This window comes from Verrucomicrobiia bacterium (assembly GCA_035489575.1).
GTDB lineage: Bacteria > Patescibacteriota > Saccharimonadia > Saccharimonadales > JAGQNK01 > DATHJY01.
The window spans coordinates 153,805-166,111 of the sequence record DATHJY010000011.1; the positions used below are offsets into that span (position 1 = coordinate 153,805).

Genomic DNA, 12,307 nt, shown 5'->3' on the forward strand with positions numbered 1-12,307 from the left:
TTGAAATTATATTTTATACAGATCTAAGATGGTGTTGACGAACTCGGCGTGGCTCCACACCAGGGGTGTTACGCCCAGAGGTGATCCATTTTCGGGGTCATACTGCTCGCTCATGACACCGCTAGGCTGCATGCGGTCCATAGCCCACTCCACGAGCGCCTCGGCCTCGTCTTCGCGGTCTGTCTGCATATAGAACTGCGCCAACCACATAGTACAGACAATCCACGGATTGCCCGCAAATTGCTGTTTGGCCAAGAAATAGCCGTCGCCAGGATAACGGACAACACCGCCGAGTGGGCTGGTGTTGAAGAGCCGTGATTCTACAGCCTGGGCTGTCTTGGACATTCGTTCGTCGTCTAGTGCCAAACCGCCAAACATAAAGGGACCGTGCAAGCTAGAAGCGTCCAGGGTATCGTCATAAGACAAGTCACCGCTCTCCTCCAGCAAGAAACCCTTCCTAAAGTACCCATCCGGGTGATAAAACAGGTCAAAATTCTGCTGAATCTTATCGCTGGCAGCTTTCCAGGGCTCTGTGTCGGCATGTTTACCGATGGCCTCTGCCAGACGCCAGGCAGCTTGCAGTCCAGCTATAACGGTCGAAGCCGTGTAGGTGCTGGTCGAAAACTTTTGTTCCCACAGATCATAACTAGCGTGCGGCAGGCCGGTCTGGTCGTCGATAAAGCCGATCAAAAACGAGGCAGCGGGGTAGATAAACGTATCATAAAAATCATTTACAAACGCCTGGTCATGAGAAGCCTCAAAGTATTCGCCCATCATAAACAGCACAATAGCTGTCTCGTCCTCCTGGATTGCCAATTCTTTGCTGCGCCCATGCACCATGGGGTGCCACGTGCTGCCAATAGCCCGATCTGGCTGGTATTTATGCATCAGATAGCCGTCTTTGTGCACGGTGTCGCGGGCAAAGCCAAAAAAGTTGCGAGCCTCGGCATACGCCCCTAGCCGGATAAACGGCCACAGGGCGTAGGCGGCGTCACGCGGCCAGCAGTAACAGTAGTAGTCACGGCCATAGTTGAAAATACTAGAATCGCCGCTAGCCAGCACCGATCCTCGCTGGTCGCAGTGAGCCTTGATGATCAGCAGGCTTTTCTGCACGGCCGTACGATGTGGTTCTGGAATCTGGGCAAGCTTGGGTTGCAGCACGTTGAACCACTCGGCCGAGCCTCTTTTGAGCGCAGCTAGTCGTTCGTCGATAGGATTATATTTGAGTTTGGCGTGGACCACCTGGGCGTCAGACTGGCTGGTATCGGCAACAATCCAGTAGTCTATCTTGAAAGTACCATTGGTAACCACATGTTTCTGAAACCGTAGCACGCTGTCTACACCACCGTGTTCGACCAGGTTATCGCTCAGCTCGCCGTCTTCGGCGTCTTTGAAGGTGCCTGATTTTCCCTCTATGCCGTAATTGCCAACGGCAAACTGGTCAAATCCGCCATCGCCCTCCACTACCCCGGCAATCAGTAAGCAGCAACGGCCCTTGTAGTCCAGAATGTAGTGATCGTCTGGAACATACACCGCCGTATCGGCCCGACCGGCCCGTGAAATCTGAAATACTTGGTGCATAAAAATACGGATATCGCGCTCTTCAGCGGCATGATTGGTCAGCTCTACACGGCGAATAAAGGCGTCAAACTCACTGTCGATAAAGTCGGTTAAGTGCAAGCTTATCTGTAAATTGTCCGAATGCATGGTGACACTGCTCACCAAGGCATCCGAATGAAAATCTACACTAATCTGCCACGATCCATCGTCTACCCAGCTAAACTGCCCATTTACCCATATGCCTATCTTATGCTGCAAGCTGCGGGCGTTAGTGAGGTTTTCTAGGCCCACGTACGGATAGTAGAAGTCGTGCACCAGACCGTGTTCGTCCAGGCCCACAAACATGCGGCCGTTGCTCAGTACTACGGGGCGGCCCACTAGACTTCTACCCCTTTTACAGCCAGGCGGTAGCGCAGATCATGGTAGGCGTTCATAAAGTTTGTAAAGGCCTCGTACGGGGTGGCGTAAGGGCTAAAGTAGGCGTGAATATCACCGTCGTTGAACCACTTGGTACACATATAGTAGAAGTGGTCAGAAGTCTGCAACTTGCGCCAGTCGTCTATCAGCTCCAGATCGCCGCTGTGGATAATGGGCTCTTGCAGATCGTACAGAGCCCGAATGGCCTGCTGTTGCATCTGATTGCCCAGCCAGGCCGACAGGTCTCTCTCTGTATCTGCCCAAGTGATAGTCTGAGGCACATCGATCTTGTCCTTGGGCTCATAGGCGTCAATGGCTTCAGATACGGTCATAAAGGTGTTACCGTGAGATTTAAGCCATTCGTGCGGCAACTGTTTCAGAAAATTAAAGATACCGGTGTCCGCCCACTGATGCTCGCCAAAAGTTTCGTAGTCCATGAACAAGTTGAATACCTCGGCATCGCCGGTGTTGTTCATCCAGTGGCAGTACTTTTCGGTTGTCAGGGGCCACTCACTCCAGTCACGGTTGCCAAACCGAAAGGCCAGGTCGTCACTGAGCTTGTAGTTTTTCATAAGCAGACGGATATGATTGGTATAGGTCGGCCGGTACACATAATTGGGGCTGCGCCAGTCCAGGACCGGGTCCCAGCCTTCGGTCAGAATACCCTTATAGCCAGCTTTGTCCGCCCAATACGCCAGGTCGTTATTATATGAAAATTCGGTGTTTCGGAAGACCTTGGGTGTCTGTCCAAACAGATCCTGCACCTTGCGGCGATGCATATCCACCTGCATCTCGAACTCTGAGCGCGAATAGAAGAAAGCCAGGGAGTGATGATAGGTCTCGGCCACAATCTCGGCACGCCCGGTGGCGAATAGATCCTTGAAACTCTGCATGGCCTCTGGATGCCATGCCTCCAACTGTTCAAGTATAGTCCCTGTTATGGACAAACTGATTCGAAACTCTGGATGCTCGTGCAACATCTGTAACAGCGTACGGTTCATGGGCAGGTACGACTTTTCCGCTACCTTGTGGATGACCTTTTCGTTGCTTTCGCGCTCATCATAAGCTGCGTCAAAGTAATTGTGGTGCGCACCGGTGTCAAAAATAGTGTAATGTCGCACTCGATACGGCTGGTGAACATGCAGATACAGGACAATGGCTTTCTTGCTCATACCGATCCTACCTCTGACAAAGCGTGCAGCTTATGATGATGGTGATACCAGTTAGTCAGGGCGTCAGCCGCACCCTCCCAGCTGAGACGCTGGTATTCGCGGGCAGCGTTAGCCTGCAGCTCGTCCCGCAGGACGTCTTCGCGCACCACTGACACAATCTGATTGGCCATTTCGTTAATATCCCAAAAGTCTACTTTGAGGCAGTTTTGGAACACTTCGGATATTCCCGACTGTTTACTGACCAGAGATGGCGTGCCGTATATGGCTGCTTCGAAAGGGGTAAGTCCAAATGGCTCAGATACCGAGGGCAGGACAAACAGATCGCCGATAGCAAAGCTATCGCGCAAATTCTTGCCCCGCTGGAAATCTGTAAACAAGACATTTTTGCTGATCCCTAAGTCTGCTGCCAACTCTATGAGTTCCGTGTATTGCTCGCCCGAGCCAACTATCAGGAACAGCGTCTTTGGTGCGCGTTGGATAACCTCTTTGGCCGCCCTGAGCAGGTTGGGCAAGCCCTTTTGGATGGTCAGACGCCCTACGTTGACCACTACCCGATACCCTTGGGCCTTCATGGCTGACAGATAGCGATGAGCCGAGTTGTCGTCGAGGGATTGGTACCAGGCCGGATCTATGCTGTTATGCAAGACGTCTATCTTGTCAGCCGGGATATCATACTCGCGAACAATGGCATCCTTAGTCCACTGGCTGACCGCTATAACCCTATCGGCCAGCAGCATACCCAGAGACTCTATTTCGCGCACCAAGGGATTACCGCCGCCCTCTTTGCCAGCCCGATCTGACTCTATAGAGTGGGCATGAACAATCAGCGGCTTGCCACTCTGTTGCTTGGTGCGCAAGGCTGCCCGAAAAGTCAGCCAGTCATGGGCATGGACAACATCAAAGTCCAGAGAGGGAACCAGTTGGCCCACGGCTGTCTCGTAAGCTTTCTGCTGATCAAAGATGGTAAAAAGCTCTTCATGGCCATCTGTAAAAATATAGCGGTAGCTGTCGTAGGCAACACCACTACGCATAATGGCCTCTACTCCCTGAGGGTGAGCTGGCCGCACCTTCATGAAGTCGACTGCGCTAAAATCGGCAGTGTAGGGCAGAATAAATTCTATATCGACGGCTTTTTTTGAGAGAGACTGGCACAGCTGGTAGCACGCGACTCCAAGCCCACCACTGTTGTAAGGAGGCAATTCCCACCCCAACATGAGTACTTTCATGACCCTCTTTGCTCGTTTTTCCCTTTATTTAATTCTGATTATAGATACTTTAAGGGCCAAGCACAATCGTTTTTAGAGAGTTTCCACAAACCCCTAGTGGAGTAGCCATAAGGGGTATGTATACACAAAGTTATTGACATAAGCACAATAATTTGTTATAGTATGTGCATAAGTTTGGAGGAACTATGAAAGTATTACCCTATATTGCTGGATTTGCAGTAGTCGCTACCTCTGTTGTAGCTATCAACACCGCTTCTGCCAGTGCTATCACTGCTAACAACACCTGTGACATCCCCAAGACGATGCCCGCAGGCGTTAAGCCAGGCGACAAAATGGTTGTTTCTGGTAACAAAATCACTGCTACCTTTGAAGTAGTAGGCCAGAACTGTACCACCCCTGTTACACTTGCTGTCTGGAAGTCACCGACCCCTGATACTACACGTATTAACGAACAAGTCCTATTTGGCAGCAAAACATTGCCTGCCGTTGGACCTGGCACGCACACTATCACCATGACCCTGCCTGATGATTGTTATTTCCAGGCCGACCTGTTGGTAGGTGATAAAGACAAAGCCCCTGATGGCACCCCTAACTATGCTTATCAGAACGGTCAAATCTTGGCCCAGCATCCGCTGCGCGACTTTAAGTTCGGTGGCAAAAAGAACTGCCTGGTTCCACCACAACCACCAAAGACCCCTGAGGAACCTAAGTTCCCCGAAGGCGGACAGAAACCACAAGTCCAAGCCATACAGACAACCCCTATTGCAGCTACTACACCCGCCGTCCTACCTGAGACCGGTGCCGGTGCAGTTGCCGTTACCTTTGCCGGTGTTTCGACACTGGGTGGTGCAGTACATGCACTCATCCGTCGCTTCAAGCGCCAGTAAACGGTCCTCCAACACACTTGCAACAGCCCCAACCCGGGGCTGTTGTTTTTTGAGCGAGCTCAAGTACACTGTTTGTCATGAAGAACGAAGAACTGATTGTACTCCTAGACGAGCAAGGCAAGCCCATCGGGACAGCTCCCAAGCTGGCCTCGCATCATGCCAACACCCCTCTGCATGCCGCCTTTTCGTGCTATGTCTTTAACGACAAGGACGAGTTTTTAGTAACCCAGAGAGCACTGTCTAAAAAGGTCTGGCCTGGCGTCTGGACCAATAGCGTCTGCGGTCATCCCGGACCAGACGAAACGCACCAAGCGGCAATTGAGCGGCGAGCCCATGACGAACTAGGCGCAACACTCACTGATATACAGGTTATTTTGCCAGACTATCGCTATAAAACACCGGCATTTAACGGCATCGTGGAAAACGAGATATGTCCTGTTTTTACTGCGCGGCTGAAAGGGGGACTTGCTCCCAACCCAGAGGAAGTAGAGGATTACAGCTGGCTTACCTGGGCTGACTATAAAGCAGACTTGCAATCCCATGGAGAAAAATATTCCTATTGGGCAAAGGACCAACTAAAGCAGCTCGCAGAAAAGCAGTTGCCACCTCGGCGTTTCTCTTAGGAAGGCCTGTCAGGACGGCAAACAGCGGTGTCACTGTCAACAAACGCGCATTCTGCGCCTGCAGCGCCCGTGACAGATGCCACATCCCCATCGGGATCAATTCCAAGACAATTAAAGTCGGCAGCCCACTCACCGCCCGACAACACCATAAGCTGAGCAGCGACTTGAAGTTCGGTAGCAGTTGGGGGGCGTGGGAGTGAAAGTTGGCCACAATCCAATATAGTCATAGTGTCGACGCTAGTGTCGCGGGGAGTAACCGCGCCTTGCTCGGTTGGTTCGTTGGGGTTGCCAGCGATGAGCTGTCCTCCACCGTCGGCACAACCTTTTGCCGCTGGCGCTAGTGCTACGACACCCGCAAACACTATTGCACCGAAAACACGACGACCCCGCTTACGCGTAACGGTGTCTATGCCAGGCTCACCGGCGTAATCATGATCTCGGCGATAAATTGTCTGATGCAAGAACTTGAGATTTTGGACAGTATTGTGCCTTCGCATAATCGACAAATTATACATAAAAATAGCTTCTTTGTCATTAACTCATGACCTGTCAAGCGAGCCGCTGGCCCCAGCCTTATAGTCTGCAATGATTTTGGCGTGGTCAAAAGCCAGGTTGTCTGGGATCTGGTCTAGCGGCACCCATTTGACTTCTTCTATATCATCGCCAGGCCTGGGATCGCCCTGGGTTTCCGCTACGTACGCGACATTGACGGCTTGCTGGGGATGCCGGGCCGGGTCACTGTAGACGTTGATTATTCGCCAACTTGTTACTTTCAGCCCCGTTTCCTCAAAGACTTCCCTGACCAGGGCTTCCTCTAGCTTTTCGCCCCATTCTACATACCCGCCGATGGTAGCCCACTGGCCCTTGCAGGGCTCGGCCCCACGCTTGCCTAGCAAAATCTTTCCGTCACGCACTATGACCGCGTCTATTGAAAGGCCACGGTTTTTATATCGTCCGCACCGCGGACATGGTTGATCATCTGGTACCGACATATAAAAATCCTTTTACTGCCCCATTGTAACCTGTATATAATGCCGGCATGAACAACGCGCGCGCTGCCAAGCACAACGCTCGGTTAGCGCTGAGCGCTCAATTTCTTAGCAATTTTGCGTTTATTTTGCCGATTTGGTTGTTATACAGCGTAAACGAATTACACCTGAGTGCCGCTACCGCAACGGTAGTATTCATGTGCGTTTGGTTTACGGGTGGCATCCTAGAAATACCCACTGGTGCGCTGGCTGATCGGCTGGGCCGTAAGCGCGTATTTATCATAGGCAGCCTGTTGCTGTCTATCTACCCCGTAGCCTACGCACTGGAGCTACCACTAATCTTACTTATCCCATGCTGCCTCTTGAGTGGGCTAGGCCAGGCGCTACAGTCTGGTGCGTTGCTGCCCTTGGTACACAAGAGCTACGAAGAGGCAAAGCTAGGGCAAAAAGCCTACACCGCCTTTATGAGCAATACTCAGATGGCCGGTTTCATCTCTAGGGCTCTGAGCGGGGCTAGCGGTGCCGCACTGTACAGTTTTCACCCCAAACTAGCGTTTTTTGCTATGTCAGTTGTAGCCATGTTCGGCGCCATATTAGGGTTGTTTTTGCATGATGAAAAAATTACCGAAAAAACAGCCACTAATCGTGAGCATATTAAGAAAACTATCGCTCTCATGCGACACAATGAAGTCATTCTGTCTCTACTGGTGTCATTTGTACTCTTCAGCCTAATAGGCGAGGTGATCTGGACAGGGTACCAGTTGTTTTACGAGAATGACGGCCAGAGCGCCTTTACTATTGGGGTGCTTTTCTCGATTGTTGCTGTCTGTTCGGCAGCAGGCGCCTATGCTATCCGACATCTGTTTGCCAAGCTACATCCACTGCGTCTGATCCAGATGTGGGGGATTGGCATGCTAGTGACAGCAATTCTATTAAACCAACCCCTTATATGGCTGCGCTTGGTTGCCATTGTCCCTATGGGGATTATGTCTGGAACAGTTATTGGCACCCTGAATAGCGCGGTGCAGCAGGTGGTAGCCAATCGCTACCACTCTACTGCGCTGTCTGTAGTGAACCTGTTATGGTACGGCACTTATGGCATTGGGTCTGTTTGTGTGGGCGTACTATTTACGACTTTTGGCATAGCTACTACCAGAAGTATTTTGCTGGTGTGGGTGAGTGTTGTCAGTGTCGTTGTCCTGGTACGCGCCCGCACGCTCAGTAATCGTGCCAAGGCATATCGTATTCAGATGCCTGAACTAACCATAGAGTAGGGCAGATTTCAAAAACTATTGCAATTTTTAATGATATAGTGTACGATGTACACTATGCCAATTTATGAACATCAGCGCCAAGAGTGGTCTGAACGCATCCAAACTGGAGCCGAAGGTCTGCCGCTTTACCAGGGTGGCCCTGGCGTAGACTATAGCAACGCCCCAAACCCCGTCGCTGTAAGCGTAACTATGCTTCACGACCCCACATGGGAGCGAAATGACCTGGGAATGTACACTCTCCGGCCAGAAACCGAAGCGCTCATTGCACAGCGAGTGGGCGGCCATGAGCAATTTAGCGCCATAACCGGCTATGCTGATCGCCCCGACGTTCACGACCCTATCACCTTTGCCGCGCTTGAAGAGGTCGAGGAAGAAGCCAACATGACAGAAGAGGACCGCAGCAAACTAGATATCTATCTGGGGGTGCCGTTTGCTTTGCCACATAAGTATGAAGGCCCTCCAGACTCCAAAGAAGTTCAAGATTCAAAACTCGACCTGCTCGCACTGATAGGGGTATACACAGACCCGCTCAAACCAACCCTAAAGCCCAACAAGAGTGAAGTGGCCAGGTTCCAATGGGTAGCCCTGGGAGATATAAAACATACAGTAGATATTAATCCAGGCTACCGTGACCAAACCCTGCCGCACGCACTCGGTGCTTTGGCAGCATCACAAGAGGAATTGTCCAAAATACTGGGCGTGCAGCCCGGTCCCGACTGGCCAGCTCTTTAGGCTTGAATTGCTCAACACGAAAGAAACGACCCCGGACCAAGGGTCGTTTCTTGATTTGTTTGGTGGCGCTTTAGTCTTTGTTGTAGACGTTAATCTCGTTCATGGACCACCATGAGCCGGGATTGTCTTCGCTCAGTTCTGTCATGCGGATGTAACGTCCTACAATCCGTTGGTTGAACTGAATGGCGTAGAAGTCGGCGGACGCCACATAGTTGTCAGCTACGGTGGTAAAGTTCAGGTTATCGTCTGAGACTTCTACGCGTAACTTGTGTGGGCGATCGCCAGGCTGCGAGTAAGCACCCAGGTTATTCATAGACTTCAGCTCGCCAAGATCTACGGTCAGCCAGTGGCCATAAGTCATTGGGTTGCGAGTGGTCCAACGGGTGCTGTTATTGCTGTCCAAGATATGAGCCGGTACCTCGACATTGTCAGCATGCACACCGTACGCCTTCCAGGTTGCCTTGCCAGTGACGGGGTTAGGATCACGCGGTGTTTGAGCAAACTTGAACCAGTTTAGTTCTATCAGCTCACCACCGCCGGCACCCTTGGCCACAATATACAACGTGTGGCTGCCTGTCGTAGGCGTCACTGTTCCTGTTACGACAGGGGTGGTCGTGGAATCGTTAGGGCTAAAGGGTACGGTACCCAGCAGTGGACCAGTAGCGCTGTCTTGTCGAAATTCTAGATTGCCACTGCTCAGAGTACGGTAACGGATCTGGAAGCTCAGAGGCACTGCTGTCAGAGAAACATTGTTAAAGCGAAGCTCTTCGTTGTTAGCCAAGTAGACTGCTTTGCCGGACTTACCAGCGTCGGTGATAGACACGATCTGCTGGTTGGCAGGGTTAGAGGACGAGTAGTCCTCGGCCTCGAAGTACTTGGTGTCTACGTCTTCGTTGTTGTTGACGGGCATGTCCCACGTAAAGGTTGCCGCTGCGCCAGCAGGCAAAGTGTAGTGAAAAGCTGCATTGCCTTCGCGGACTACAAGATCACGTGACTGTGTGCCCGAGTTAAGGGCAATCAACGCGCGCTTGCCGTTGGGATTCTTGAAGGCAACTGTTTCGATAGAACCTTCACCGCAAGTGGTAGAACTAACACGTGTCGCGCCAGAGTCTACAAACTTGCCGTAGTGGGACAAGACGTAGTATTCGTTGTTAAATGCGACAGTGCCGGCATTGGTAACGGTCATGATACCGCGACAATTCTGGCAGCCAGAGGTCGTGTTGGTCTTTGGGCCCGCGTTTTCGTCCAGCGCCAAGTTCCAGTAAAGGGAAGAGCGGGAGTAGTTGCGGGCAGGGTTGATGATCATGTTGCGCATACCCCACCTAAAGTCATCGTCCCATTGTTCTACGGGTGTGTTGCTGCCGGTACACTCAGTCACCTGAATGGACTTGCTTGGGTGGGCCTTTTGCACCAACAGCTGCTTGGTGGATTCACCGTTATAGCAATGGAAGGCAGTGCCACTAACATACTGTGCAGCATTCGCATCAGATAGTATGGTCATTGGTGATGCTACGTCTGCCCAGTCTTCGTCGTGTGCCAAAAGTTTTGGCTTGGCCATGGTAGACGAGTTAACCAACGCACCCAGGTCATCTCGTATCAGCTTTGTCTGGTCAGGAGTAGAGAAGAACATGGAGTAGTTGGTTGTGCCAGTTAGTGGCTCGTTCTGAGGCGTGAAGTTGGTTGGCCAGATGCCGTTGGCAGTGTAGCCGTTGATTGCCTTGACCAAGTACGTTGCGTACGAACTATACAGCTCTGGTTTTAAGAACCCGAATGTCAGAGGATTCGGGAAGAACGGATTCTTCATCCAGGCCGGTGCCGTCCAGGGCGTAAAAGTTGTCTTTAGGTTAGGGTTGACCGTCTTTGCGTCTTGCAGACGTGGAATCATGTACTGCGAGTCGTGACTGATCGAGAAATTATTTTGCGGAGCATCGCTACCGCCCGGTGGATTATCGTTGTAGGTATATTCGCCCAGAGAGAAGTCGGTCACGCCCCATGGCACGCGGACAATATCTATACCCGCGCCCACCGACTTGCTAAAGAGCGCCGGGAAAACCAACCCCCGTTGCGCTGCAGTCAGCTTGGTAGAAAACAGATAAGCCGAGGACTCTGTCATGGTAGCACCCACGCCCTCCATGGTCTGGAAGGTTTTTGTTGGATCTACGCGTACAGACACCTCGTTTGCGGTGCTTGGTGAGTTAAGCGATATAGGCACATCCGCCTGGGGCTGCACCAACTTGGACTGGTCTGGCAGGGTTAGGCTGACCTTGGCCACATAATTGGTTGGCTGCTCTGGTGTCGCGTGTGCCACCGCTGGCAACACGCCAGCACTCGCCACCGCAAGCAACACGGCAGCGCATAGACCTGCCGAGATTCTACGTAGTTTTCCCCTCATTGATACCCCTAACTTTTAATGATTATTACAGAAGTAAGTATATGCGGTTTTGTTAAAGCTGTGAATCAGGCCCAAACAGACAGAGCGCGCGTTCTGTTGCCAGAAAACGCGCGCTCTTTTATACACATGAGTAGGGACTATATGCCCGACAGATTGAAAGTCTTACACCCACCAGTGTCTCGGCAAAGTGTCAACTCGGTCCGGATCAAAACAGTATTTGGAACGGTCGCCTGGTACCACCCACCCGCACCAGCTGTGCAGCCACTCATCATACATGTAGCAGAGAATGTCTGAACGCCCCTAATACCGAATGCCGTCACTCGCGTGTGTTCATAGCAGAACCCGAATGCCGCAGGGTATGCCAAGCTAAACTTTGCATAGGCTGCCGTGTTAAAGTTGCCATGCATAAATCCAACCAGACAGTTCCCATATTGAAACTCTTTATAGGTGTTGAGCGGTGGATTTGGGGTTGCACCAACGCGAGCCGGAACGGCCAACAGAACCGCCACCAACACACCCGTGCAAGATGCTATAAGTTTGCGCTTCATACTACTCTCCTTTTTAGTTAGCCATATGATAAAGCATAAGTACTATAGATTCCCACGATATTTCTCTCACAGCGCATTGGCAATGTGAACAATCGGAATGAGGTATCATGACATCATGAAATTATCACACGTCGCTTTTAGGGTACAGAATATAGACGAGGCAATTAGCCATTGGTCCAAGACGGGTTTTGCCCTAGAGAAACGCTTCAAAAAATCTGACCCAGAGGCCGAAGTAGCCTGGCTACTAGACGAGGCTGGCGGAGGCGTAGAGCTCTGGCAGTACACTGACGAAACTCACCCCAAGTCAGCTCACCGAGCGCGGCATATGGCTTTTGTGTCCGAGGATATCCACCAGGATGCTCAGGCCCTGATTGCCGGCGGATTCAAGGAAACAACACCCTACACAGAAGGAAAGCTCTTCAATTACATGTTCCTGGAGGATGGCTTTGGCATGGCGTTTGAGCTGCTGGAAGAAAAACAGTAGACT

At 51.5% G+C, this 12,307-nt stretch carries 12 protein-coding genes; 5 read left to right on the forward strand and 7 right to left on the reverse strand.

The window, feature by feature from the left end:
- Positions 1 to 6 precede the first annotated feature (6 nt).
- The 3 genes from VK694_05370 to VK694_05380 are packed head-to-tail and all read right to left on the reverse strand — an operon-like array spanning position 7 to position 4,375.
- Positions 7 to 1,938: a glycoside hydrolase family 15 protein gene (locus VK694_05370; protein ID HTE58146.1), complete on the reverse strand. Its 1,932-nt coding sequence runs from the start codon at positions 1,936 to 1,938 to the stop codon at positions 7 to 9.
- Entirely contained in the window at positions 1,938 to 3,149 is a 1,212-nt protein-coding gene (locus VK694_05375; protein HTE58147.1) for a glycoside hydrolase family 57 protein, read from the reverse strand. The genes VK694_05370 and VK694_05375 overlap by 1 nt, the downstream gene beginning before the upstream one ends.
- The gene (locus VK694_05380; protein HTE58148.1) at positions 3,146 to 4,375 is read right to left on the reverse strand and encodes a glycosyltransferase family 4 protein; all 1,230 of its coding nucleotides are present in this window, start codon (positions 4,373 to 4,375) and stop codon (positions 3,146 to 3,148) included. Before VK694_05380 ends, VK694_05375 begins: the two co-directional genes overlap by 4 nt.
- A 185-nt stretch (positions 4,376 to 4,560) precedes the next feature.
- On the opposite strand from VK694_05380, the gene VK694_05385 reads away from it, so the two are divergent.
- Positions 4,561 to 5,262 (forward strand): hypothetical protein, encoded by a 702-nt coding sequence (locus VK694_05385; GenBank protein HTE58149.1) that lies wholly within the window; start codon positions 4,561 to 4,563, stop codon positions 5,260 to 5,262.
- Positions 5,263 to 5,339: 77 nt separating this feature from the next.
- Positions 5,340 to 5,885, forward strand: a complete 546-nt coding sequence (idi, locus tag VK694_05390) for an isopentenyl-diphosphate Delta-isomerase (GenBank protein ID HTE58150.1) — start codon at positions 5,340 to 5,342, stop codon at positions 5,883 to 5,885.
- On the opposite strand, the gene VK694_05395 is transcribed toward idi, so the two are convergent.
- The gene (locus VK694_05395; GenBank protein ID HTE58151.1) at positions 5,882 to 6,400 is read right to left on the reverse strand and encodes a hypothetical protein; all 519 of its coding nucleotides are present in this window, start codon (positions 6,398 to 6,400) and stop codon (positions 5,882 to 5,884) included. The two genes, idi and VK694_05395, sit on opposite strands and share 4 nt — an antisense overlap.
- A gap of 24 nt (positions 6,401 to 6,424) precedes the next feature.
- Positions 6,425 to 6,877, reverse strand: coding sequence for an NUDIX hydrolase (locus tag VK694_05400; GenBank protein ID HTE58152.1), 453 nt, complete (start codon positions 6,875 to 6,877; stop codon positions 6,425 to 6,427).
- 47 nt (positions 6,878 to 6,924) lie between these two features.
- On the opposite strand from VK694_05400, the gene VK694_05405 reads away from it, so the two are divergent.
- Both VK694_05405 and VK694_05410 read left to right on the forward strand, forming a co-directional pair.
- On the forward strand, positions 6,925 to 8,148 hold the full coding sequence (locus VK694_05405) for an MFS transporter (protein ID HTE58153.1): 1,224 nt from the start codon (positions 6,925 to 6,927) through the stop codon (positions 8,146 to 8,148).
- A gap of 54 nt (positions 8,149 to 8,202) precedes the next feature.
- A complete protein-coding gene (locus VK694_05410; protein HTE58154.1) occupies positions 8,203 to 8,880 on the forward strand; it encodes a hypothetical protein in 678 nt (225 codons plus the stop codon).
- A 70-nt stretch (positions 8,881 to 8,950) separates the two neighbouring features.
- Here the strand turns inward: VK694_05410 and VK694_05415 are convergent, their stop codons facing one another.
- Together VK694_05415 and VK694_05420 are read right to left on the reverse strand one after the other, a co-directional pair.
- A complete protein-coding gene (locus tag VK694_05415; GenBank protein ID HTE58155.1) occupies positions 8,951 to 11,272 on the reverse strand; it encodes a carbohydrate-binding protein in 2,322 nt (773 codons plus the stop codon).
- Between the two features lie 137 nt (positions 11,273 to 11,409).
- Positions 11,410 to 11,820, reverse strand: a complete 411-nt coding sequence (locus VK694_05420) for a hypothetical protein (protein HTE58156.1) — start codon at positions 11,818 to 11,820, stop codon at positions 11,410 to 11,412.
- Between the two features lie 115 nt (positions 11,821 to 11,935).
- On the opposite strand from VK694_05420, the gene VK694_05425 reads away from it, so the two are divergent.
- Entirely contained in the window at positions 11,936 to 12,304 is a 369-nt protein-coding gene (locus VK694_05425; GenBank protein ID HTE58157.1) for a VOC family protein, read from the forward strand.
- The last annotated feature ends 3 nt before the right edge of the window (positions 12,305 to 12,307 follow it).

Excerpts from the sequence above, each read along its gene's own strand:
- VK694_05375 (HTE58147.1), bottom strand. The coding sequence starts at position 3,149 with ATGAGCAAGAAAGCCATTGTCCTGTATCTGCATGTTCACCAGCCGTAT.
- VK694_05380 (HTE58148.1), bottom strand. The coding sequence starts at position 4,375 with ATGAAAGTACTCATGTTGGGGTGGGAATTGCCTCCTTACAACAGTGGT.
- VK694_05385 (HTE58149.1), top strand. The coding sequence starts at position 4,561 with ATGAAAGTATTACCCTATATTGCTGGATTTGCAGTAGTCGCTACCTCT.
- idi (HTE58150.1), top strand. The coding sequence starts at position 5,340 with ATGAAGAACGAAGAACTGATTGTACTCCTAGACGAGCAAGGCAAGCCC.
- VK694_05395 (HTE58151.1), bottom strand. The coding sequence starts at position 6,400 with ATGTATAATTTGTCGATTATGCGAAGGCACAATACTGTCCAAAATCTC.
- VK694_05400 (HTE58152.1), bottom strand. The coding sequence starts at position 6,877 with ATGTCGGTACCAGATGATCAACCATGTCCGCGGTGCGGACGATATAAA.
- VK694_05405 (HTE58153.1), top strand. The coding sequence starts at position 6,925 with ATGAACAACGCGCGCGCTGCCAAGCACAACGCTCGGTTAGCGCTGAGC.
- VK694_05410 (HTE58154.1), top strand. The coding sequence starts at position 8,203 with ATGCCAATTTATGAACATCAGCGCCAAGAGTGGTCTGAACGCATCCAA.
- VK694_05415 (HTE58155.1), bottom strand. The coding sequence starts at position 11,272 with ATGAGGGGAAAACTACGTAGAATCTCGGCAGGTCTATGCGCTGCCGTG.
- VK694_05420 (HTE58156.1), bottom strand. The coding sequence starts at position 11,820 with ATGAAGCGCAAACTTATAGCATCTTGCACGGGTGTGTTGGTGGCGGTT.
- VK694_05425 (HTE58157.1), top strand. The coding sequence starts at position 11,936 with ATGAAATTATCACACGTCGCTTTTAGGGTACAGAATATAGACGAGGCA.